A 24863-nucleotide genomic window follows, 5' to 3' on the forward strand; every position below is an offset into this window, starting at 1 on the left:
ATAATCGAATATTTATTCGATTATTGTGTTTATATTTGCCCCGTGAGAGTAAAAGATGAACATAAACGACAGGCAATAGTAGCACATACTTTGGACATAGTTTCTAAAAAAGGATTCGCAGGCATAAAAATGTCTACATTGGCCCAAAGAATAGGTATTTCGGTTTCCACATTGTATGTCTATTATGAGAATAAAGATGATCTCATAGTATCCATTGCAAGTGAATTGATCACTCGCATTACTAAAAATAGTGTTCAAGATATTACTGAAGATTTACCTTTTAAATTAAGGATGAAAACTGTTTGGTTATACTGGATTAATTTTAGTATAAATCACAGTAAGGAGATGAGTTTTATAACACAGGTAAAAAAGTCCCCATACTATGAAAAGATTCCAACAACAATAATAGAAACCAAAAATAGAATCGGAACAGAGTTGTTTGAACTAGGTAAAAACGAAGGGCTTATTAGAGATATCGATAATGAAATTTTGGAAGCTACCATTGGGGCACTTTTGTATGAAACTGTTAACCTCATTATCAATAAGAAAATACAGTTAAACAAAAAAGATATGGATATGATGTTTTCCTTTGTTTGGAATGCTATTAAAAGTTAATTTTTTTATTCTAAAAAAGAATATTTATTCGATTATAAAAGATAAGAATCTTAAAACAACTAATGAAAAATAAATTTTTTAAATATTTAAAACGAATGATTGCAGGTATAGGAATTCTTGTTGGTATAGTGTTACTAATAGCTATTTTGTTTATTAATTTAAGTCCTGAGTTTGGAGGTAAGGCAACAGATGAACAACGAGATTCATATGCTTCTTCTAAAAATTATAAGGATGGTAAGTTTATAAACACTAATGAGGTAAAGCTAGATATGAGTCTAAGTGATATGGGTAAGAGTCTTATTGGATATTTAAAATCTCAACCGAACACAGTACCTAAGGATAATTTACCTATTAAAGAAGTGGATTCTTTGGATATTGTAGAGTTTAAAAAAGAGTCTAGTCTTATCTGGTTTGGCCATTCCTCATTTTTGTTACAGGTAAATCATAAAAATATATTGATAGATCCAATGTTAGGCAATGTACCAGCACCACATCCCTTGTTAGGAGGTAAGCGTTTTAGTAAAAGTCTTCCAATAGAAATAGAAAAAATGCCTAAAATAGATGCCGTTCTTATTTCTCATGATCATTATGATCACTTAGATTATGGTTCAATTCAGAAACTAAAAGGTAAAGTAACTATGTTTTATACGCCATTAGGAGTTGGAATTCATTTACAAAAATGGGGAATAGAAAAAGAACGAATTATTGAATTAGACTGGTGGGAAGAAATTATGTTTGAAGAAATAAAGTTTATTTGTACGCCTGCACAACATTTTTCTGGAAGAGGACTAGCTGATAGAGCAAAAACATTGTGGAGTTCTTGGATAATTCAATCGGATAAAGAAAACATCTTTTTTAGTGGAGATAGTGGATATGCGGATCATTTCAAACAGATAGGTGAGAAGTACGGTCCATTTGATTTTGCTATGATAGAATGTGGGCAGTACAATGAAATGTGGCCTGATATACATATGTTCCCAGAAGAGACTGCACAAGCGGGATTAGATGTTAGGGCAAAAGTAATAATGCCAATTCATTGGAGCGGTTTTAAGTTGGCAATGCATACTTGGAAAGATCCTATAGAACGAGTTAGCAAGAAAGCTAAAGAATTAAATATTAGTATGATTACTCCAATAATTGGTGAATCTATTTTCCTAAAAGAAAACAACAATCTGAAAAAATCTTGGTGGGAAAATATTGAGTAAATACTACAATTGAGTGTTATACAGATATTTTTTTAGAATACTCCATAAAACTATTTTCAAAACGCTTTAGTTTAGGATCAAGCTTTTCTGAATATAAGACGAATTGACATTTTTTAATACCACGAGTAATAGAAAGGAGTGCAGTATACGCTGCATTTTCAGTCAAAAAACCTGCATCATCAACACTAAATATTTTTAATTGTGAAACACTTAATCCATTAGCTAGTAGTAACTTATTTAATGTTACAGGTGTCGAAATAAGGATATCAAGTCCTTCGAATATTTCTGATTTTTGAAGATCAATATGTAATTCCTCGTGACTTAAATATACTCGTAAGGAGTTATGTTTAGTATATTTTAAGAACAAATCATACAATTCTGTGGCTTTTTCTTTGTTTTTTACAAGCACGATTGCTCTAGGCGCATTACCAACAGCAGTACATTTTAGTTTATGTAAAATAGTAAGAATAAGCGTAGTTGTTTTACCTATATCCGTTGGACCACTGCAAAATACATTAGCGCCACTTTTTATTACAGGAATAGCTTTAGTTTGAAAAGGTGTCGCCAAAGTTATATCTAAGTCCGAGAGTTTTTCCTGTATATCAGCGTGTAGTTTTTTAAAAGGCATAGAATTATAAGAGATATCTTTTTAATATAATTTCTCGACAAATATACTACCAACAAACCGAATAAATTAATATTATTAACTGAACTGTCGGGTTGATTATGAATAGCCATAATTAGGAATTCGCAATAAAGAGAATATAGATGTCCAAATCCTTGTTTTTTACTAAAATCACAAGTGTTTTTACTAATTGGAGTTTTTTCATCTAACTATATTTGTTTGATAAAAAGAAATGAATTGCTAATTGCGAAATATTTAATTTCTAAATTAGTTGTAATGCAAAAATCATAGTTAGTAACATAATGCCTAGAACTATATTCCAAAATATTGTAATTCAAAAATTTGAGGAGGCAACATCTTTAGCTTTTTGTAAGTACACTCCCATACGTTTTTTTGAAATTTTACATATAGAAAAGGGTACAGGAACAATTATTATCAATAACCACAAGGTTAGCTATAGTGATAATCAACTGTTTATTTTAATACCTAGTGACCAATATAATCTGGAAATTGAAACCCCAACTACAGTTTCTGCTATAAAATTTCTAAATAGTTTTTTTAGTAGTTCTAGCTTAGAAGAAAACGAATTACAGCGAAAAGAGTGGTTTAGAAGAATAGAAACGATTTTACATAGTGCGAATAGAACATCTAATTTAGGGTTACAGTTTAATACAGATCAGAGTAGTTTAAACTCTTTATTTACAGTGTTGTGCAATGAATATAATGATGAGAATCTAAAAAATGAAGTTGTACTAAAATCCACAATGCATACTATTTTGCACATTATCTCTAGGAATGTGAATTTTATTTCTTCAAAAATGTCTAGTTCTAAAATTCAGGAGATTATTAATTACATCCATAGCAACATTCATGATTCCGAAAAACTAACAAAAAAGGAATTAGCAGATCAATTTCATATTTCAGAAAACTACATTAGTCAGTATTTTAAAAATAAAATGAATATCGGCTTAAAGAAATACATTCTTAATTACAAATTAAAATTAGCAGAAACTCGCTTAAAATATACAGATTTAACAGTTACTGAAATTTCTCAAGAATTGGGTTTTATAGATAGTAGTCATTTAGATAAAACCTTTCTATCCTATAAAGGAATAACGGCAAAAAAGTATAAAGATAGTTTGAAAACTAGTTTATAATTATAGATTCCTCATTTTTTACTAAATCCTCTTTTTTTCTTACCAAATCTAGGCTCCAGACTCAGCGTAAATTTGAATTATAATTCATAAACAATAGTTATAATGAAAAATTCACAAGAAGTATTTGAGAGTCATATGAAGGCTGTAGACACACTAGAACCTTCTAAAGTAATGGATGATTATACGGATGATGCGATCTTCATAACACCAGAAAAAACGTATAAGGGGAAGCAAGTAATTTTCAATTTTTATAAAAAGTTCCTTCCAAATTTTGACGGTTTTCAATTCAAAACCATCAAACAAGAAGCTCATGATAATGTAGTGTATTTCGTTTGGAGTGGAAAAAACACACATCTAGATATACAACTTGCTACAGACACTTATATCATAGATAATGGAAAAATAAAGCAACACACATTTGCTGCAATTAATAATTAACACTTTTAAATATATACACAATGGACTACAAAAATTTTCAAACATTCACAGCAGAACAAAAAGGCGGAATTTTAACCGTAGATATCAACTTTGGACCTGTAAACGTACAAGGACAAGAAATGTTAGCGGACTTAAGCAGTTTATGTCTTCGTTTAGAACGAGATAGAAGTGTAAAAGTAGTTGTTTTTCAATCTTCTAATCCAGGATATTGGGTATGTCACTATGATACAAATCTCCTAAGGGATATGTCTGAAGAAGCTATACCAAGAAACAAAGTAAAACTACTTGATTTACAATCAGTATTAGAACGATTAAGTAATGTGCCGCAAGCTACTATCGCAAAAATAGAAGGTTTTGCACGTGGCGGGGGTCACGAGATGGCATTAGCTTTAGATATGCGTTTTGCAGCACGTGGTAAAGCAAAATTTATGCAAATGGAAGTAGGTATGGGGATTTTACCATGTGGTGGTGGAGCATCTCGTATGGCAAGACAAGCAGGATTGGGTAAAGCACTAGAAATTATTTTAGGAGCAAGAGATTGGGATGCAGACGAGGCAGAAAAATTTGGTACAATCAATAAGGCTTTAGATGCAGATGAAATAGGAGCTTATGTAGATGCATTAGCAGAACGTATTTCTAAATTTCCAGCAGAATCTATTGAAGCTTGTAAAAGAGCTGTTTATGCTTCTATCGATTTACCTATTGCTGAAGCATTACAAGAAGAAGCCTATCAATTGTTTCAAGCAACTAGCAAAACACCAGCAATAAAGCGATTTACAATTGCAGATGAAAATGGAGCACAATTTGACCACGATAATCAAAAGAACTGGGAAAATATGTTAATTGATTTACAGGAAATCCAAAGAGATTAAGAATTGATTTTATTCAATAATTACAATGGGTGCTCACAAATACGGGGCATCCATTATAAAAAAATAGTATTAAAATGAAAAAAAATAATGCACTAGCACAGGCTCGCGCGCTCATTCTACCATCTCGTGAAGCTTCGCTAAAACGTGAAGTATCTGTTTCCCAATTTTGGAACAGCAACCGAAAACTGCTCGAAAATGCATGGACAGAATGGGAAATCGAAAATAAAGATAGTTTATTGATTCCTGATGAAACACTACTTGATCCAAGTTTACGACAAGCTATTAATGACGCATGGGAAAACCCAGAAAAAGAAAATGCTGTTGCAGACTTATGGAAAGAAATTATTCCAGGTGTTTATTCTACACAATTTTTCAATCTTGAACGTTTAACAGATTTCAGAGATTATCTAGAAGAAGTGATAAAATCACAAATTCCTAAGCGTCCACCATATGGTATCCAATTAAATCGTTACGGAATTATGCTTGACCCACGCTCCGAAGGACATCTAGCAGCACCTAATTTTCAAACATTTTATAATGATATGATGAACCGTTATATGCGTCCAATTGCTCGTTTGTTATTAGGTACTTACGGTTATGATAATCAAACATTTGGTTTTTCGATTCAATATAATCCTGATAAAGATAAAGATTTGCATGCGCACACTGACGCTTCAGCTGCTACTTTGAATATCAATATTAACTTACCCGATGAAGAATTTACAGGTTCACAAGTTGATTTTCATGATAAAACTACGGGAAAAATTGTACAGACTATTTTTGAACCGGGTAAAGCAATAATCCATCGTGGTGATGTCCCACACGCTACACATCCTATCACTAGTGGACAACGCAGCAATTTGGTTGTTTGGTTATACGGAGATCACATGCAAATCCCTAGAGCTAATACAAGCAGTTATGGTAGTTCTGATAATTCGATATCTAAATTTGATGAACCAAAAAACATAACAGCTCAACAACGTTGGAATATACCAGACACACCCAAAGACACTTTTGCACCATTCTAAAAAGTCTAATTCTATAAGGTGATTATTCATCAATTACGCAAAGGATGTTTTAACATATTTTTAATAAATGATTTATTAAGTAGAAAGAATGATTTGCTAAATATAAGTTGTTGATATTTAAAGACTTAATTCTCTATAAAACATAGGGGTTATTTAATTTAACAAAACCATCAAAATATGTACACTAAAAAGAATTACTCAATAGGAAGAATGTTAAGCTGGACAAGAAGAGACATTTTTTTATTTTTCTTATTTTCAACAGTCCCAGTAATATTATACGAAATATTAGATTGGAAATGGTTACATCTGCCTTGGTTACCAATCGGTTTAGTAGGTACTGCTCTTGCCTTCATAATTGGTTTTAAGAATAACGCGTCTTATGGCAGGTTATGGGAAGCTAGAAAAATATACGGTGGTATCGTAAATGCATCTAGGCTTTTAGCAACAATGGTAAATGATTTTATAACAAATGAATATGCAATTCAAGATAAAACTGAAGAAGAGTTTTTTGAAATTAAAAAGACAATTATTTTTCGTCATGTTGCTTGGATGACGGCATTGAGACATGCACTACGTATAAAGAAACCTTGGGAAACTACAATAAGTAATAAATCCGATCAAGAGGTGATGAAAAAAATGCATATATAGGAGTATGTATTTACATTAAAAAAGGAACTTGAGGGCTATTTGTCGAAGGAAGAAAAAAGTTATGTTTTAGGTAAAGCCAATAAACAAACTGCTGCTCTTAATCTTCAATCAAAACATTTTAAAGATCTAAAAATGGATGGATTAATTGATGATTTCAGGCATATAGAGTTCAAAAATATTATTGGAGAACTGTTCACTCTACAAGGTAAAGCAGAAAGAATAAAGAATTTCCCTTATCCAAGACAATTTGCTACACTTAATTTGTTCTTCGCTTGGATTTTTGTCAGCTTATTACCGTTTGGTCTAATAAGTGAGTTTGATAAAATTGGGCGTGCATTAATCAACTCAGCAAATACAGATAGCTTGTATAATGCTATAGTTGAAAATTTTGTTTGGTTATCGATTCCATTTAGTATAGTAATATCCTGGATTTTCTTTACAATGGAACGTATTGGAGACGTTTCAGAAAACCCTTTTGAGGGGATAGCTAATGATGTTCCGATAACCACAATTTCTAGAGGAATAGAAATAGATATAAGAGAAATGATCGGAGATGACAAAAATATGATCCCAGATCCGCATCCAGAATATGAACATACACAGATGTAAATTATAATCCTTTTATACTATTTTGGGCCTAGTAATCTGGATCTGCTTAACAAAAGTATATGATTTAATCTACTTATAATTGATGATGTAATATAACTCCATCATACCCTGCTGCATATAATTTATCTTTTATTATAATTATGTCTTGTAGAAAATTATTAGCTACAAGTATTTCTTTGGTTTTTTTAGAACTCCTATCAATAGATATTACCTTATTGTCATCGCCACAAGTAATTATCTTTTTTTGATTATGATAAATAATTGAACGAATGATATCGCTATGTACTTTAGTTCTGGTTATCTTTTTTGTTATTGTAGAGAACTCTATCAAAGTTCCATCTTTGGATCCGGCCAAGATGAGATCATTTTTTTCAGTGTTTAAACAAAATAAAGGTTGATCGTATTTATAAACAATACGTGATGCCTTTGTTTTAGAAAACATATCCGTAATACATATGTTACCATCTTCACAACAGCTTATTATTTTATTCCCCATAATAGACAATCCCCAGATCCAGTGATGATGTACTTGTATAGTTTTAATTAAAGTAAGAGTAGTATCCAATAAATATATGTTTCCGCTAGTTCCAGCTGCAATTATTAAGTTGTTTTGGAAGCATACTAGATTTAAAATCATTTCTTTAAGTCGAATAGAGGATAATACTTCGCCTGATGTATTCCATTTTTTTATAGTAAAATCTCTAGAACAGGATATAAATTCATTGTTTTGGAAATGTATCATTTTAAATATAGATTTCGAATGAAATTCCATCGTGCTTAGTAGCGTAAGATTTGTATTCCAACGTTTTATTTTTTTGTCTCTCCCACAACTTAAAAATTCTTTTTTATTCAATTTAAGTAAATCCCAAATGTATCCTTGATGATGATCGCTTTTTTGATTACTACTTTTAATAAAAATATCTGATCTAAGAATGTATTTATTACCCTTAGTAACTTTTGCTCCAGTGTGCCATATTTTATGATCAAAGATTAATAATTTTCCTTTTCGAGGATGAATTGTTTTAACAGGTTGATTATCGGTTTTTGATTTATAAAACATTGTTTCTCCATTATCGAAACATGTATTGTCATTTAAATATAATAGAAATGTAAATTTGGATTCATATGTTGAGTTGGGATAATATACCCCATCTTGATGCTTAGAAAATAATTGATCTTCCTGATATCTACAAAATCTAATTTTATCATTGATACCAGTAATTTTTGTGACAATACAAGGGATTTTTAAATGTTTTAGTTTTCTGAATAAATAGGAAGATAATGCTATGTTATTTTCTACTATACGATCATTATTCCTATAATAATTGGGATAATGAGTTATAGCCTTTTCAAAACTTTGTTTTCTAGTATTCAATATCTTATCAATTTCTGTATCCGACAAGAAATCGTCGATTTCTATAAGAAGCAGATTGTTGACTTTGGTAATCGTATTCATCTAAAGTGTTTACAAGGTTCAAAAAACAAAGTTCTAAGAACTATAAAACCCTTGCATTGATGTATGGTAAGATTTATTCTCTAACAGCAGTTTTTCTAATACGACTTAACGATTCTGGTGTTATTCCTAAGTACGAAGCAATATAATGATGCGGTATACGGTTAAGGAGATCGGGATACAATTTTATAAAACTTTCATATCGATCTGATGCATTTTGGTATTGTAATGATTCTATTCGTTCAATGGCTAATAAATAATTAAATTCAGCCATTAATCTTCCAAAAGTATTTAGTGATTGACTGATTTCATAAAGAGACTTCCATTGTGTATAGTCTATAGATATTACTGTTCCTGGTAGTATACATTCTATAATTTCGTTACTTGGTTGTTCTTTTAATAAGCTAACAAATGAAGCAACAATTGGATTTCGTGATGTATAGTTAAAATAGCTAGTAATTTCTTTACCATCTTTTAGTTGATAAACTCTATAAATACCTGAGATAACAAATTTTACAGACTTACAAATCTGTTCTTGTTTTATTATAATATCTCCTTTATCATAATTTTCTAAAGAAAGTTTAGATTGGAGTGCTTTGATATCTGTTTCAGATAGATTGACCCACTTAGAAATAAAATTGATTAATTCTTGATATATTATAGATTCATTCATAATTCTAATAAAATTACAAAGTTTGGAGCAATTTTATATCCTGTAAAATATGAATTGTAATTTTATCTCGAAACCTACTTATATCAAGCGCTATATTGAATTATCAAGTTATTGTAGAATGATATAGAAGTGAAGTGGCAGTATATAAAGAAAGGTGATTTTTTCTTGTAGTTTGTATTTTTCTAGAACCATCTAGTTTTTCATTAGTTCACCTCCTTATTTTCTTTATTATTACTTTGAAAATTAATAACTAACTTGCTAGTAACTAATAGACTAATTAACTCATTAACTATTTAAACGATGAAAAGTTTTTTAATAGCCTCTCTCGGTCTTTTTTTGCTATATGGATGCGAGCAAAATCAAAAAGACCAAGACCGAACACCAACACCAACAACGGATACTTTCGTTAAAATGACTAAAGCTGATACTATTGTTGATAGAACATTCCCAGATCCTGATAGTCCCGATCCAAAAGTCATGAGGGTGTATGAAAAATTAAATTTTGGTAATGGATATAATAGCTCTACAGGACAAGAATATTTTGGTGTTTTTGATTTTGATGGTATTGTGAAAGGAGCTGAAATTTCGGCAGGAGCGCGAGGAAACTCAGGACAAATTACAGTGGATCGCGTTAGCACACAAGAAGACTTAAAAGAATCACTAGATATATCAGCAAAAGCCGAATTGGATTTTACTTTAGGTAATTGGAGCTCTCAGAACGAGCTCAAAGTTAATGTTCTTAATGAAACCGAGTTTAGTAGCTTTTCCGATCATTTATTAATTAAGGCAGAATATGTAAATGAGCCATTGGTCTTGATCAAACCGAAAATAAAACCAGCTCTTATGGAATTGGCAAAAAATGATCCTGAAACTTTTATACGTACTTGTGGAGATATGTTTGTTAGCAGAATTTATACAGGTGGTGAGTTATTTACCTTGTATACCATGCATACACGTAATACCCGTGAAAAAGAAAAAGTTAATGTGTTTTTTAAGACTACAAATCAATACCTAGGCGTAAAAGTCAATGGAGAAATTGATGTGGACAAGGTTAAAAAAAATCATGAAAGTACAGAAAGTATAAATACGACAATTATTTCTAGAGGTGGCGGCCCAACACCTCGTAATCTAAATATAGAATCATTTTTAGAATATGCAGCACAATTTAAAGAAGATGTAAGTGCAGACAAACGCGCAGTTATTTTATATGTAGAAATGAGTCCGTATGAAAGTATTGCAGGTTTTCCTGATATTGATTTTAGCAAAATTAGAGTTGTGCAACGAAAGGTTTTAGAAGATGCTGGACATCTACTTGCTATGGTTAAAGAAGCTAAGGGAAATATAGAATTTGTAAGAAATAACCAGGATTTATTTTCTGAAGAGGATATCATTCAGTGTGATATAGAAGAACAACTAGCCTTAAAATATGATTTATTATTACGAAAAATAATAAGTGATTGCCGAGAAGATCCAAATTCTTGTCATATAAAAGATCTAAACCTTTTTGAGGATTATGATGGTTTTGCCCCTGATATCGAACTTCCTGAATGGGAAGGAGAAGCGACACCTCTGCCGTTAGCAACTGACCAAGGTTGGACATCAGTTTTTACAAATACTCAGAAAGATGAACTTATATTATCTATTCAGGGTGATATGGAAATAAGGAGAAATGATAAAACTACAGAAGTAGATTGCAGACAGCCAACTTATAAAATAGATAAGCGTTTGATCACTTATTATAACCAAAATGACACTTTCTGGAAACTATTATTTGGAGGAGGGCCTCATTACTTACCAATTTATGAAGAATATACCTATCCCTATTACCAAGTCCAATATGTAAGTAAAGAAACGAACAAAATAGTACAGACATTAAATTATACGGGACCACTAAAACCTATTAATGATGTGGAGATTAGAGTACAATTGGTGAACCCAAGCACCCGTCTTTTATTTAAAAAAGGCAACAAATATATTCCTGTAAATTCTGATATTATAAAAAAAATCGGCTATAATGCATCCCCTTTTTATAAAAATATACGCTCTTGTAAGATGGAACTTCCTGTTTCGGCAATTGTTGTGGATGCTAATATAGAACCGAGAAAAGAAAAAAGGACTCCCAAAATGATGAGTTCAAATATGCAAACAGTAGATAGAAATATTAAACGTCCTAGAGTAAAATTAATAGATGGCGTCTATCAATATGATTATTCCGAATATTGGGAAAATAACTAATATTAAAAGTTCTAATAAAGTTAAAAAGTGTAATTTTTATAATAGTATAGTAACACCTGTAAGAATAAATAAAGGCAGCAATTTAATATTGCTGCCTTTATAAGTATATAAAATTCTGTAATGAACGTTTAGAACCTTACAGTAGGATTCTAATTTGATTCTTATTCATTTACAATAACTTTGGTCATTGATTTCTCTCCTGTTTCTGATTCTAAAGTGATTATATACAGGCCGGTAGCTAGATCACTTACATCAATAGAATAAGTAGATTCATTGAAAACACGATGCGATTTCAATACTGCACCAGTAGGACTTAATAGTTTTATGATAGCTCCATTAAGTTTAGAAGTTCCTGAAATATTGATCACTGAATTCGACGGATTAGGAAATGCTGTAAGTCCTAAATCATCAAAAGAAGTTACTGATAATGTAGTTGCACATGATGGTTCGTTTGGTGTTAAACTGAAATATATTGTAAATCCTTCAGTTTTAGAAACCATCACAAAATTACCATCATCCACCGTTACAAAATAAGAACCATCTAATCCTGCTATTCCACTATTAGTAAAGGTAACTTCTGGATTAGCACCAGCAAAAGTCTGTGGCATTTGTACAAAAGAAGTATAAGTACTTGTAGTTTGATAATCAAAATTATATAGTCCTTGGTTGTTTAAATCCCAGTTGATGAAAAACTTATAAATATCACTAAAATCAGGTCCATTATCACCAATCACATATACATAATTATAGGTTTCATTTAAAGAAGGTAATGCTGCCGCTCTTGGTGTATCAAAAGGACAAACAGTTTCTTCACATTCAGGATCTACTGCTAAACTAATTGTATCTGTAGCACCACTGCTAAATGTTCCATCACTAACAGTTAAAGTAACTGTAGCACTGTTTAAATTCGTATATGTATGAGAAACTTCAACACCTTCTGCAGTGGTTCCATCTCCAAAATCCCAAGAATAGGTCAATTGATCTCCATTAGGGTCATAAGAATCTGCTGAACTGAACGTAACATCAGATCCACCACATCTTCCATTATCACTTGTAAAAAGTGCTACAGGTGGCAAAGGTTCTGTTGTTGCTCCAAAATCAATATCACTTGTAGAGTAAAATGCCTCTGCAGTAAGTGAGCGTTGCCAGATACTGTAAAGGACGTGTTTACCTGTTCTTTGCGGTAATATAACATCGATATCATCAACAGATGCTGATGGTCTTGGATCCGTTTCTACAAGGAGTTCTAGACTATCCCAAGTTAGTGGCTGATCTGGTGTCCAATCTGCCTTTGTTATATAAACTCGGTAATATAAGGTTTCATGAGGAGCAGTATTGGTCCAGGTCACTGTAAAAGGACCAGGAGTAACCGGTGTTGCCACCCAATCATTCCTTACTTGATCTAATCCGCCATATTTATCCGGGCGTCCGGCACTAGCAAGATTACCATCCATAATGATATCCATGTGCATTCCGCCAGCATCCATTCTGGCAACTTCATTCCAATCGTATAATGCTTGTGTACCCCAACCAATTACAGCATCTTGACAAGCAGGAGAATCCGGGCTTTCGGGACCTTCCTGAAAACAGGCCCAAACACGGCTTGGTGGATTGGTTACTGTCCCATGTGGAGAGACAGGTTGTACAGAAGTTAATACTAAGCAGAGACAAAGCCAAGTTTGCCAATACGTTCTTTTTACATGTAGGTTTTTTAGAGTATTTCTATTCATGACGAGTTAATTTGTGTTACACGATGATATTGCAGTATTACAATAATCATAATGTCTTCGTAACTTTAATTTTAAGAATTTATTGTGAATAGGTTTTTAGATGAATCATAATGTAAGACCAAGATTTCATACCCAAAGCAAATTATATAAAGTAAAAACCACTTTAATTTACGATACTATCATTAACATTGATTTTTTTTTAAAAGCTTTCTAATAAAGTAGCTGTTTTATTTAATGATGTATAAAAATGAATAATATGCAGATTTTATAATTTTTTTTATTAAAAACAATCGAATACAATAAAGTGTACTATTTATTTTCAGAAACAAGGTGTGTTTTTATGTTTTAGTTCATGGAATATGAGAGTGGGGGAACTCACCTTAGCCGAATGATGATTTCAATTAAATAACAGAAAATAACGAATGCTTTATATGAAATCGATCTTATTAAAATACCATTTAAAATTGATTTTATCCTATTTGATCTTTTTTCATTTTTCTGATTTTCATTTTCAGATAATATTGCAAGAATATATAAATAACTCACAAGGCTCTCACTAATGGTTTTAGATAGAAGTATAAACAATAAGGTCTTTTCATGGTTAAAATTATTGGAAGAGTTAGAAAAGAAAACAATAGGTTAAAGATCGAAAGTATATTAATTTTTTATCTTACTAGTCATATTAAAACCTTTGATGAATTCTATTAAATTTAATAAAACAGATTATCAGCTTTTGGCAGTCTACTTTTTAGTCTACTGGGTTTGGAATGGTTTTCATCATTTTTATGATACAAATACATTTTCTTTTATAGAATATTTTATTAGTATCCCTATAAGAATCATTCAGATGATTGTATTGTTATGGTTTATTAAGTGGGTCATAGAAACTTTCTTAATTAAGTATAAAAGTTACGTAGGTTTATTTGGAATTGGTATATCGGGTTTGTCTGCTATTGGCTTTTTTTTCTTCTTGTTAAACAAATACTACATTCCTTTTGGTTACATAAAGTGGGAAGAATTGCCTTCTATTGGTAAAACTATTCTTTTTAATGTTGAAGATTCTATTATTAATGTTTCTATTCCTTTAGTGCTAGTATTCGGAAAAAAATATTATAACTATCGAGAAGATCAACTCAATCGAATTAATTTACAAAAAGAGCTTGAGCTAAAAGTGTTACGTGCGCAATACGATCCACATTTTTTATATAACAACCTCAATACTATTGATGCTTTAGTAGACTATTCTTCTAAAGAAACCATTAAAAAATATATTTCGAATTTAGCGGCGTTATATCGTTATCTTATTCATAAAAAAGATGAAGAAGTTGTTTTGCTAGAAGAAGAGTTATCTCTTATAAACAAGTATTTTTTTTTAATTGAAACTCGCTTTGAAGGTGATTATAGTTTTGAAATTTTGAGAAATACTTCTAATAAAAATAATTATATACTAAATGGTGCTTTATTAACGTCTATTGAAAATATAATAAAACATAATACAGCGGATAATGAAATCATAATTAGAACACAAATCCATATCGAAAAGGATAAAGTTAAAATTGAGAATAATAAATCTAATGCGAATAATTCAAAAGAATCTTTAGGTACAGGCTTAAAAAATTTAAGAAAACGTCACGAGTTATTAGGAGATAAAACCATAAAGATTATAGAGGATGAACAAAAGTTTATTTTAGAAATACCTTTACTTAATGTAATAGATTAATACAATAAATTATAATGAATATTTTAATTATAGAAGATGAAAAACCTGCTTATAAAAAGCTATTAAGTTATTTAGTAAATTATTTAGGTGATAACTTTACGCATACTTATGTTCGTTCTGTAAATGAGGGCGTTGAGGCGTTAACAAACTCAAATATTTTTGATCTCATTTTTGCTGATATTAAAATATTAAAAGGAACTTCATTTGATATTTTTAGTCAAGTAACTTTTTCTACACCTATTATTTTTTGTACCGCTTATAATGAACATCTATTCAAAGCTTTTCAAACAAATGGGATTGCTTATGTTTTAAAACCGTATTCTCAAGAAGAATTAAATGAAGCAATTAAAAAGTTTGAAACACTTTTTAATACAAAACCTTATAATAAAGACATTTTTAATGACTTTAAGTTATTATTAGAAAGTAAGGAGAATGTATATAAAAAACGATTTGCTGTTAAGAAGAAAGACGATATAAAACTTATTGATGTTGAGACGATATGTTTTATAGAGGTGTTTGGAGATTTGTGCAAACTATACGACACTAAGGGCATGTTTCATACCATTTCGAAGAATCTTGGAATAGTATACAATGAATTAAACCCCAATCAATTCTTTAAAATTAACCGAAGTCAAATTGTGAATATTAATTTTATCGAAAGTATTTCTCCACACAGTAAAAATAGATTGTATCTCAAAATCAGTAATATAAAAGATTTAGTGGTTACTAGTACATCTACAACTAAAGCATTTAGGATATGGTTAGAACACTAATAATTAATCGTCATTTTATCCCTTTTCATTCTATCATTATATAGCTTCAACTTTTTTCTGTTTTTTTACGCTTAGTAATGCTGCAATTTAGTATCACAACTAAAATGTACATTAATGAAAACGTATTTTACAATCACTCTAATTTTATTTCCTTTAATAATTTTTGGACAAGACAAACCTATTGGTCAAATTCCATTTGCTATAAATGAAGATGGCAATATGACAATAACTTTGAAAATCAACAATTCGGATGTTTCAAATTTTATTTTAGATACGGGTTCTTCAGTTACTGCTATAGACAAGACAATAGCTGAACAATTAAATTTAGCATTACAAGAAGAAGGTGCAAAAATCATAGGAACTTCAGGAGTTAATAATGATGTTAAAAAAACTCAAAAACAACACATTTCTTTAAACAATAAAATAGAACTAAAAGATATAGAATTGTATGTCACGGACTTATCTAGTTTAGGCAAAATCAATGGTCTTATAGGTTTTGATTTATTTAAAGAGTATGTAACCAAAACTAATTTTGATACAAAAATAATTAGCTTTTATAAGCGTAAAGGTAAACCAGATACCAAAGGCTACACAGCTATAAATTTTTCAGAATCTTTTTGTACCCCAGAAATAAAAATTTCTTTATCGCTCCCTAATAATGAATCATTTTCAGGAAAAGTACTTTTTGACACTGGTAATGCTTCCGAACCATTTAGTTTCAACTCACCATTTGTAAATAACCATAAGCTTACTAAGAAATTCAAAAAACTAACAACTACTGATGCTAGAGGAATTGATGCCCTTTATAGAAAGGTCGAGAATGGTGTTATTCCATTTATAAAGATTAAAAAATTCAAGTTATCAGAAATTCCTATTGCGCTTTCAAACGCTCAACAAGGAATGTCATCTAAAGAGGCTTATATGGGTAATCTTGGACTAAAATATATAAGTAAATTCAATTTTATACTGGACTACAACAAGAAGAAAATCTATTTAAAACCAAATAAATCATTTGATGATGCTTTTAATTTCCCACTAAGTGGAATTCATCTAGAAGAGAAGGAAGAAGGGGTTTTTATCAGGTTAATTTCTAAACCTAGTATGGCCTATGATAAAGGTTTGAGAGCTGGTCAGCAACTAATTTCTATAGACGGTATTAAGGAAAAAGACAAACAATTTTACCAAAAAGCATTACGAAGTGAAGACAAAATAGTATCCATAACTGTGCAATTAGAAGATGGCACATTAAAGACAGTACAAATTTTATTGAAACGATTGATTTGATTTTAGATGCTGGATGATGTATGTTTAATAATTTTCTGTATTTTCTTTTAAAGTTTACTAATTAAATACCAAAGAACACCTGTTATTAGACGAGAATGTGTTTAAACGTGTAGAAATGCAGGAGGGAAGCATTTTATGATGTGAAATGGGAATTAGCTATTTTATAATTTCGCTAAAACTTCTAATTTTTCAAATACAATAACCTTATACATAGCGCTTACAGGTACTTTTTTATCATCAATTAACAAATGGGTTCTAGTTGCTTTTGAAACTCTGTTTAAATTGGCAATGTATGATTTATGTGTACGCTGAAAATCTGTAGATAATAAAGTAGTGATATTAATGAGTGTTTCAGAAATAAGATACATTCTAGAATCAGTAAAGATTTTCAAATAATTTCCAAAACTCTGAATGTATAGAATTGATGAAAATGAAATATTAACCGGTACGCCATCGTGTTTTATTTGAAGTTCTTCGCTTGCACTATTTTTTTTAGGCGCAGTTATTTTTGAAGCAGTAACTTTATTTATCGCTTTCAAAAAGCGTTCTAGTTTTATAGGTTTTAATAAATAATCTACAACGCCATAATTATAACTTTCTAACGCATACTCCGAATAAGCTGTGGTTAGAATCACTTTAGGTGGTTTTAATAGAGAACGTAAAATTTCCATCCCAGTAAGTTCAGGCATTTTTATATCAAGAAAAATAAGATCAACATCATTTTGTTGAATGAAATTGATAAATTCAAGGGGATTTCCAGTATTAACTACAATATCAAAATTCTCAATTTTAGAGCAGTATTCTTCTAGTACATTACGAGCTAATAATTCATCATCGACAATACCTATTTTTATCATATTACACAGTTAGATTAATAGTTAAATTTACGTAATAATCATTTGCGTTATCGACAATATCCAATGTATGAGCATTAGGGTACAATAAACCCAAACGTCTTCTTACATTTTCAAGCCCTAGTCCGTTTCTATTTGTTGCAGTAATCATCGTAGGCTTTGAATTAACTACACTAAAATGTAGCGTAGTGTTTTTTATAGTGACAGAAATATCAATTTTACTCTGTTCATTAGTACTTTGTGCACCGTGTTTAATAGCATTTTCTACAAAAGGGATTAATAACATTGGTGAGATTTTTAATCCAGAAAGATCGCCTTCAATCAAAAACTCAATAGTACATCGTTTACTTAATCTTTTTTCTTCAAGCAACAAGTAATTTTCTATAAATTCAAGTTCTTCTTTTAATGGAACTGCTTCTTTTTTCGAACTTTCCAATTGATAACGCATTAATTCTGAAAGCTGCATGACAAGATCTGGAGTTTCTGGAGATTGTTGTCTAGAAAGTGAATAAATACTATTCAATGAGTTAAATAAGAAATGAGGATTCACTTGCTCCTTTAAATAAGTGAGTTCCATCTCTTTTTGTAATTTTTCTTTCTCCGCATTTTCCTTTTGGATAATCATATTTCTTCTTAAAAAAAAAGCCGCCATACCAGTACCTGTAGTATAAAAATGAAATAGAAAAGTTTTAGTAACACCAGGCCAACTGTTGTTAGCAAAAGCTTCTATATAGGCAATAAGAAATATGCTCCCAATAACTAAGAGTACATATATAAAATATCTTTTCTTATCAAAAAAGTATGGAATAAGAACAAAATGATTTATCCAAATAACTGCCATAATATTAATGGCATATTTAAGTGCCCATAAAAAAAAGGAAAAAGACGAATCATATCGATCTATGAGCATCCATCCACTTAATAGTTCAAGGATGAGCACCAATACAAAAGCTCCGATGTTAAGGAGTATGGTGTCCTTAAAAGTTTTTTTAATCATAAACTCATTTAATAGCTAATAAAGATACTATCTATAAATACTAATCGTCATAATTTCTTTATAAAACGGGTATATCAATGACGAAATGGTTTTGTCATTTAATTGTTATGCTGATCCCTTTTAAGCTATTAAAGCAGAGATAATATTATAGATTTATTGGACATTTATAAATAATCTATGAAAAACTGTATTCTAATTCTCTTCACTATAGTTCTTTTTATTGCGTGTAAAAATGAGCAAAAAAAACATTCTAATACCATAAAAACGACAAGTCCAAAGTATGAAACATATAATTATACTGGATTTACAAAAGAAGAAGCTTATGCATACCATAAGCATATTTATGAAGGTGGAAATTGGACGATGTATGGTGATTTGGAGCGGTATTTTTACCTACACTTCTCCGAAATAAAACAACATTCGCGTATACTTAGGGCTGATAGGCCGAAAATTCTAGAAGAAACGCCAAGAGATGATGTAAAAAACTTTATCACACCGACAGATTTAAAAAAAGGCGGCGGACTATCATTAAATGATTATGTACAGCAAGTAGAAGTTAATGGGTTAATTATAATTCATAAAGGTAAAATCGTATTCGAAGGCTATCCTAGAATGTTTCCTACTGATTTACATATTAATATGCTAATAACCCAAGTTTTTGTTAGTACTTCAGTAGCTATTTTAGAGGATAAAGGTTTGATTGATACTAGCAAACCTATTGATTACTACTTTGAATCTCTTAAAGGATCAGGCTGGGAGGATGTTCCTGTAATAGATATACTTTCTATGAGCTCCGGAATTGGTTGGGCTCTAGTTGATGAATATGAAGTAAGCTTTGACCCAATTAAAGATTTAGCGACATTAAAATCCGTTAAGCCATCAGGAACAGAATATCAATTTTCCAATGCAGATGCTTCCATATTAACATTACTAGTAGAAAAAATTAACGGTGTTAGTTTTCGAGATTTTGTAGAAAAAGAAATATGGAAAAAAATAGGATCAGAATATAGTGCCCTTTTGGGAATCAATACGAATGGAACCTCTCTTTCATATTTAGATGGTATGTCAACAACCCTGCGAGATCTTGCTAGATTCGGTCTTGCATTTACACCAAGCGGTAGAAAAGACGCAGATCCAATTATTTCTGATGCGCACTTATCTAAAATCCAGAACATAAATAAAAAACTCCAACGGAAGTCACGATATTCAGAAGAACTAATACAGAGCAATTATCAGTGGGGCGCGGTATATGATGATGGTGACTTTTATAAAGGAGCCCATGGAGGACAAGGTCTTTACATATCTCCTTCTAAAGATTTGGTTATTGCATTTTATGGAACATCTAATATTGATCGCCAAAGGAATCAATTGGATGTGATTTCTAGACAGCTTTCAAAATCAGGATTGTTTGATCTTGAATAAAATGAACTACCGCAGATAGTACCGTAAATATCAAAACCTTAGTTAACACATAGATATAACAATAATTATGAAAAACAAAAAAGGACTACTAATTTTAATTCTTCTTATACTAACAAACAATGCTTTTACGCAGAAAAGTAGTGTAAAAGAATACGCATCAACTGTAGAAAGCTCTTCCTTAGTATTACCACAAATTCAGGTAGTACCCATAAAAGATACTAAGACAGAAAGAAATTATGAACTTTATATAGAATTACCTGAGGATTATTCTGAAAACAATAATAAAAACTATCCAGTCCTTTATTACACAGATGCGATGTGGCATCTCGAAATGCTATCTGGTTCTACAGAATACATCTTAGAAGATATTATTCTTGTTGGGATTTCCTGGCAATTAGATATTAATAAAGACCTAAAAAAAGAAGTAGGCAAGCATGTGAGTCGATATCGGGATTATAGCTTTCGTAAATCGAACAAACCAGAAATTCAGTTTAAATATCAATTCGGACAAGCTAATAAACATTTAGATTTCATTCGCAATGATATTATTACCTATGTGGACAAAACCTATAGAACTGATCCAAACAGTCGTACGTATTTTGGTTATTCAATGAGTGGAGAATTTGGAGCATACATATTATTATCCAAACCTGATACCTTTAATAATTACATTCTTGGCAGTCCATCGATCAAAAATGAAGTTGCCTATTTGTCTGAACTTAATACGAAATTTGGACCTTTTGATGCGTCAAATAGAAATTCAAGCCTCAATGCGAATGTTTTTATTTCATATGGCTCGTTAGAAAAAGATATGGAACCTATCGAAGAGTTTATTAAATTACTAAAAGATAGGAGAGATAGTGGTTTATCAGTTTTAAATGAAGTGATTGAGGGTACTCATGGAACCGCATTTCCTATGACGACAGTACGCAGTGTTACTTGGTTATCATCTATGATGAATCATGTTTCAAGTGAGAATAATGATATCTCGTTCTGGTCGACTCCACACCTCAATAATCCATATATCAGTACAACACCAGAGAACAGAAACGACGGTATATCAGTTGATACATTAGCTGTGAATACTAAGGATAGAAATGCAATTCTTAACCTTTCTCAGGAGATTTTTGAAGGCAAACATGGGAGCTATGATGCAGTTCTCGTTTCTCATAAAAACAAATTAGTTTTTGAATCTTATTATAAAAAAGGACGTATTAACGTGCCTCATGGACAAGCATCAGCAGTAAAAGCGTATACTAGTTTGGTTCTAGGAAGAGCGATGCAAATGGGGTACCTATCTATGGAAGATCTAAATAAACCTTTGATTAGTTTTCTAAAAGATATTAATCCTGAAAAAATTACCAAAGGAGCCGAAAAAATTACACTTCATAAAGCATTGACTATGCATGGAGGATTAACTATAAATAACGATACATGGAAAGATATTGAGAATGATTCCGTTCGGTTAAAAGGTCAGGGACTGGTTCAGACGCTTCTGGAGCAAACTAAACCAATAACGTCAGAATCTCAGACATATTTGTATGGTAATTTTAATCCAATGCTAGTCATGACTGTTATTGATGCAGTCGTACCAGGAACCGCTGAGGATTTTATTAAAACTGAATTACTTGATAAACTTGGTATTACAAATTATACATGGTCTAACCATATAAGTGGATTGCCAGAAGCAGGTTGGCGCGTAAGTATGATGTCGCGGGATATGATTAAATTGGGTAACTTGGTTCTTAATAAAGGGAAATTACATGGCGAACAGCTTATTTCTGCAGAATATCTTGCAACAGCCACTAGTGGTATTGTGAAACCCACAGAGGATTGGATGCCTAAAGACTATCGTTATGGATATTTTTGGTATCAAACGAGCGTACAGGTAGGTAATAAAAGCTATGATGCCTCATTTGCGTGGGGAGGTGGAGGACAACGTGTAATAGTGATAGCAGCGCTCGATCTAACCATAGTTATATCCGGCCATGATAGAGAAGACAAAATAATGACTCCGATTTCTGAAATCATTATCCCTGCATTTGTTACTCAATAAATATAACACCTTAATATCAATGATTTAGATTGATGAATATTAATATAAACTAAAAAATTAGTTCAAACTAAGTTTTTAGTTTATATTTGCATAAAACTCATCAATCATGAAAAAACGCCTATTTCTTTTCTTCTTAGTCTTAGTAGCTCAAGTAGCAGCTCAATCTGATACAATTAAGTATTTTAACCATTTGATTTTTCGAGAAACACCATATTCAAAAACTGAAGGTAGGATACCAATAACCCAAGACGAAAGCAAAAACACCAATCATTTTAAGTTAACTTATGATGCATCAAACCGACTTATTCTTATCGAATATCTATATAAGAATAAGCTTATCAAATTAAATAGGAGTGGTATACTTGACGGCAAAAGAGCTTTAGCTCCCAAAACCAAAATTGAATACATCGGTAATGAAGAAATAAGAACATTTTTTAATTCAGTTGGTGAACCCACAACCAACGGGATGGGAGTGTTTAAAGAAGTTTATGCCTATAACAAAGAGGGGAAGCGAGTAAGCTTAAGATTTTATGATAAAAATGATACTCCTATTAATAATACTTGGAAAATATTTGAATACAAATGGAAACACATTAAAACGAATACCGTATTAGAGACCAGAAAAGATATCAGTGGATCTAATGTACCAATGCGTCCTTATTATAAGTTTTATAATGTAGTATATAAGTTCGATGCTAATGGAATATTGTTAGCCATGAATAATGTAGATAAAAACCTAAATTTAATAAATGATGAAACTGGAATAGCTATAGATAAAGCGACATATGACGAGAATAATAATTTGATTAGTTTCCAATTTTTTAATGCTGAAAATAAACCCGTTATTGGTTCGTTTTTAGGAACTGCAGGAGGATTTGCCACTTATGATAAAAAAGGAAACTGCTTAAAATATGCTTCTATTGATCTAGATGGGAATTATATGTTGGATAAAAGAAGTAATGATGCCTATTCAAGATATAAATTTGGTACTACTGGTAATTTAATTGAGCGTAGTAGTTTTGATACAGATAGTAAAATACAAAAAAAACGAGGTGTAACGCGTGTAAAATATATTTATAACCAAGATGATTCAGCAGGATTATTAAAAACAGAATATCATCATACTATACCTACTGCAAAGATTAAAGATTCTGTTTTTATAAATCTCGCTAGTACTATTGAAAGAAAAAAATTAGTAGCAGATTATAATCAGCTATTAACAACCTTAAAACAGCATCCCACTCAATTTGAGTTTATAGATAAAGTGTCTTATACTAATTTAGTAGATGCACAACGGGAAAAACTAAAAGATTCAATGTCAATAAATGAATTTTATCAAGTAGTAGCTCCTATAGTTGCAAGTTTAGGATGTTTACATACGCGCATAGTTGATAATCGATTTTTTAGCGTACCATATAAATATTGGTTACCGTTGATCGTATGGTTTGAAGATGGTAAAATGTACGCTATAAATAATTGTATCGAAAATATAGCAATGAATGTTGGTTCCGAAATAATAGAAATTAACGGAATTACTGCAAAAGATATATATAAGAGTTTAAAAACAACGATTTCTGCAGATGCTTTTAATGAGCGCTTTTATAGAGGAGATTTAAACATCAATTTTTTATATTATTATCACAGTTACTTCGGTTTTAGTAGGACTTATAAGATAAAATTTAAACCTTATAATACCGAAAAAGAAATTACTACTACATTTTTTATTGATGAACCTGCGCCAGGTTATAAATCTAAAATAATAAATACACCTAGGTTAAGTTTAGATGTAAAAAAAGAACATAAGACTGCTATTATAAGAATTAAGAATTTTAGTTATTTTCCAAGAGGAAAACAGAATATTGATTTTTTCAAAGAGAAGATTGACGTTTATATGAAAAAAATCATAGAGGAAAATATAGAGAAGGTAGTTTTAGATTTAAGAGGAAATAGAGGAGGAAACCCTGCATGCACGAATCACTTATTGTCATATATCACTAGTAAGGAAATAAACTTTTATGAAGATAATGAGCTAAATAAAAGAAGAAATAGACCAGCAATTGTAAAACCAAAAACAGATAATACCATAAGTAATAAAAATATTTTTGTCATAACCAATGGTCGTTCCGCATCTGCTACAGCTCAAATGTTAGCAGTTGTAAAACACAATAAGTTAGCTATTATACTAGGAGAAGAGACCGGAGGAACCTACAGTACACATCCCGGAAGAAGAGTAAAACCTTTAGAAAACACAAAACTAGTTTTACAAATCGGGACAGAGAGAGAATCAGTGAATGTACCAAAACTACCACTTAATAAAGGAATAATTCCAGATAAAAAAATAGAAATAAAAATGGAAAATATTTTAAAGGATAATGACTTAGTATTAGATTATATTTTTAATCTTAAGTAATACAATAGATATATAAAACACTTATAGTTTATGGGTGTTTTATATAAATTAACTAAAAA

The 24863-nt window shown here is 30.8% G+C and carries 21 protein-coding genes; 15 read left to right on the plus strand and 6 right to left on the minus strand.

Features of this window, described 5'->3' with window-relative positions:
* The first annotated feature begins 42 nt into the window (after positions 1-42).
* Positions 43-615 (plus strand): TetR/AcrR family transcriptional regulator, encoded by a 573-nt coding sequence (locus tag NMK29_RS08640; RefSeq protein WP_108804272.1) that lies wholly within the window; start codon positions 43-45, stop codon positions 613-615.
* Between the two features lie 62 nt (positions 616-677).
* Entirely contained in the window at positions 678-1820 is a 1143-nt protein-coding gene (locus NMK29_RS08645) for an MBL fold metallo-hydrolase (protein ID WP_234424302.1), read from the plus strand.
* 16 nt (positions 1821-1836) lie between these two features.
* Here NMK29_RS08645 and NMK29_RS08650 read toward each other — a convergent pair whose 3' ends face one another.
* Positions 1837-2448 (minus strand): DEAD/DEAH box helicase, encoded by a 612-nt coding sequence (locus NMK29_RS08650; protein ID WP_108804271.1) that lies wholly within the window; start codon positions 2446-2448, stop codon positions 1837-1839.
* A 299-nt stretch (positions 2449-2747) separates the two neighbouring features.
* On the opposite strand from NMK29_RS08650, the gene NMK29_RS08655 reads away from it, so the two are divergent.
* The 6 genes from NMK29_RS08655 to NMK29_RS08680 all read left to right on the plus strand — a co-directional run bounded on the left by NMK29_RS08655 (position 2748) and on the right by NMK29_RS08680 (position 7197).
* Entirely contained in the window at positions 2748-3602 is an 855-nt protein-coding gene (locus NMK29_RS08655) for a helix-turn-helix transcriptional regulator (protein WP_108804270.1), read from the plus strand.
* Between the two features lie 102 nt (positions 3603-3704).
* Positions 3705-4040, plus strand: coding sequence for a nuclear transport factor 2 family protein (locus NMK29_RS08660; RefSeq protein WP_108804269.1), 336 nt, complete (start codon positions 3705-3707; stop codon positions 4038-4040).
* A gap of 20 nt (positions 4041-4060) precedes the next feature.
* A complete protein-coding gene (locus NMK29_RS08665; protein ID WP_108804268.1) occupies positions 4061-4912 on the plus strand; it encodes an enoyl-CoA hydratase/isomerase family protein in 852 nt (283 codons plus the stop codon).
* Positions 4913-5148: 236 nt separating this feature from the next.
* On the plus strand, positions 5149-5940 hold the full coding sequence (locus tag NMK29_RS08670; protein ID WP_234424301.1) for a 2OG-Fe(II) oxygenase: 792 nt from the start codon (positions 5149-5151) through the stop codon (positions 5938-5940).
* Positions 5941-6117: 177 nt separating this feature from the next.
* Complete coding sequence (locus NMK29_RS08675) at positions 6118-6588, plus strand: bestrophin family ion channel (protein WP_234424300.1); 471 nt, start codon at positions 6118-6120, stop codon at positions 6586-6588.
* A 39-nt stretch (positions 6589-6627) separates the two neighbouring features.
* Entirely contained in the window at positions 6628-7197 is a 570-nt protein-coding gene (locus NMK29_RS08680; protein WP_234424299.1) for a bestrophin family ion channel, read from the plus strand.
* Between the two features lie 73 nt (positions 7198-7270).
* Here the strand turns inward: NMK29_RS08680 and NMK29_RS08685 are convergent, their stop codons facing one another.
* Positions 7271-8653 carry a 2OG-Fe(II) oxygenase gene (locus NMK29_RS08685; protein WP_108804266.1) on the minus strand — a complete coding sequence of 461 codons (1383 nt, stop codon included), beginning with the start codon at positions 8651-8653 and terminating at the stop codon, positions 7271-7273.
* A 73-nt stretch (positions 8654-8726) separates the two neighbouring features.
* Positions 8727-9323, minus strand: a complete 597-nt coding sequence (locus NMK29_RS08690; RefSeq protein ID WP_108804265.1) for a Crp/Fnr family transcriptional regulator — start codon at positions 9321-9323, stop codon at positions 8727-8729.
* Positions 9324-9623: 300 nt separating this feature from the next.
* Here NMK29_RS08690 and NMK29_RS08695 point away from each other — a divergent pair, with 300 nt between their 5' ends.
* The gene (locus NMK29_RS08695) at positions 9624-11558 is read left to right on the plus strand and encodes a hypothetical protein (RefSeq protein WP_108804264.1); all 1935 of its coding nucleotides are present in this window, start codon (positions 9624-9626) and stop codon (positions 11556-11558) included.
* Positions 11559-11719: 161 nt separating this feature from the next.
* On the opposite strand, the gene NMK29_RS08700 is transcribed toward NMK29_RS08695, so the two are convergent.
* The gene (locus NMK29_RS08700; RefSeq protein ID WP_159092282.1) at positions 11720-13288 is read right to left on the minus strand and encodes a lytic polysaccharide monooxygenase; all 1569 of its coding nucleotides are present in this window, start codon (positions 13286-13288) and stop codon (positions 11720-11722) included.
* Positions 13289-13982: 694 nt separating this feature from the next.
* Here NMK29_RS08700 and NMK29_RS08705 point away from each other — a divergent pair.
* From NMK29_RS08705 to NMK29_RS08715, 3 genes are all read left to right on the plus strand, one after another.
* Positions 13983-15008: a histidine kinase gene (locus NMK29_RS08705; protein ID WP_108804263.1), complete on the plus strand. Its 1026-nt coding sequence runs from the start codon at positions 13983-13985 to the stop codon at positions 15006-15008.
* A gap of 14 nt (positions 15009-15022) precedes the next feature.
* The gene (locus tag NMK29_RS08710) at positions 15023-15781 is read left to right on the plus strand and encodes a LytTR family DNA-binding domain-containing protein (protein ID WP_108804262.1); all 759 of its coding nucleotides are present in this window, start codon (positions 15023-15025) and stop codon (positions 15779-15781) included.
* A 114-nt stretch (positions 15782-15895) separates the two neighbouring features.
* Positions 15896-17065, plus strand: coding sequence for an aspartyl protease family protein (locus NMK29_RS08715; RefSeq protein ID WP_108804261.1), 1170 nt, complete (start codon positions 15896-15898; stop codon positions 17063-17065).
* Positions 17066-17226: 161 nt separating this feature from the next.
* On the opposite strand, the gene NMK29_RS08720 is transcribed toward NMK29_RS08715, so the two are convergent.
* Positions 17227-17922, minus strand: coding sequence for a LytTR family DNA-binding domain-containing protein (locus NMK29_RS08720; protein ID WP_108804260.1), 696 nt, complete (start codon positions 17920-17922; stop codon positions 17227-17229).
* A gap of 1 nt (position 17923) precedes the next feature.
* On the minus strand, positions 17924-18916 hold the full coding sequence (locus tag NMK29_RS08725; protein WP_108804259.1) for a sensor histidine kinase: 993 nt from the start codon (positions 18914-18916) through the stop codon (positions 17924-17926).
* A 177-nt stretch (positions 18917-19093) separates the two neighbouring features.
* Between NMK29_RS08725 and NMK29_RS08730 the strand changes: the two genes are divergently transcribed.
* From NMK29_RS08730 to NMK29_RS08740, 3 genes are all read left to right on the plus strand, one after another.
* Positions 19094-20338, plus strand: coding sequence for a serine hydrolase (locus NMK29_RS08730; protein ID WP_108804258.1), 1245 nt, complete (start codon positions 19094-19096; stop codon positions 20336-20338).
* Positions 20339-20405: 67 nt separating this feature from the next.
* On the plus strand, positions 20406-22394 hold the full coding sequence (locus NMK29_RS08735; protein WP_108804257.1) for a serine hydrolase: 1989 nt from the start codon (positions 20406-20408) through the stop codon (positions 22392-22394).
* A 106-nt stretch (positions 22395-22500) separates the two neighbouring features.
* Positions 22501-24804 carry a S41 family peptidase gene (locus NMK29_RS08740; protein WP_108804256.1) on the plus strand — a complete coding sequence of 768 codons (2304 nt, stop codon included), beginning with the start codon at positions 22501-22503 and terminating at the stop codon, positions 24802-24804.
* The last annotated feature ends 59 nt before the right edge of the window (positions 24805-24863 follow it).

Source organism: Aquimarina sp. Aq107 (assembly GCF_943733665.1).
Lineage (GTDB): Bacteria > Bacteroidota > Bacteroidia > Flavobacteriales > Flavobacteriaceae > Aquimarina.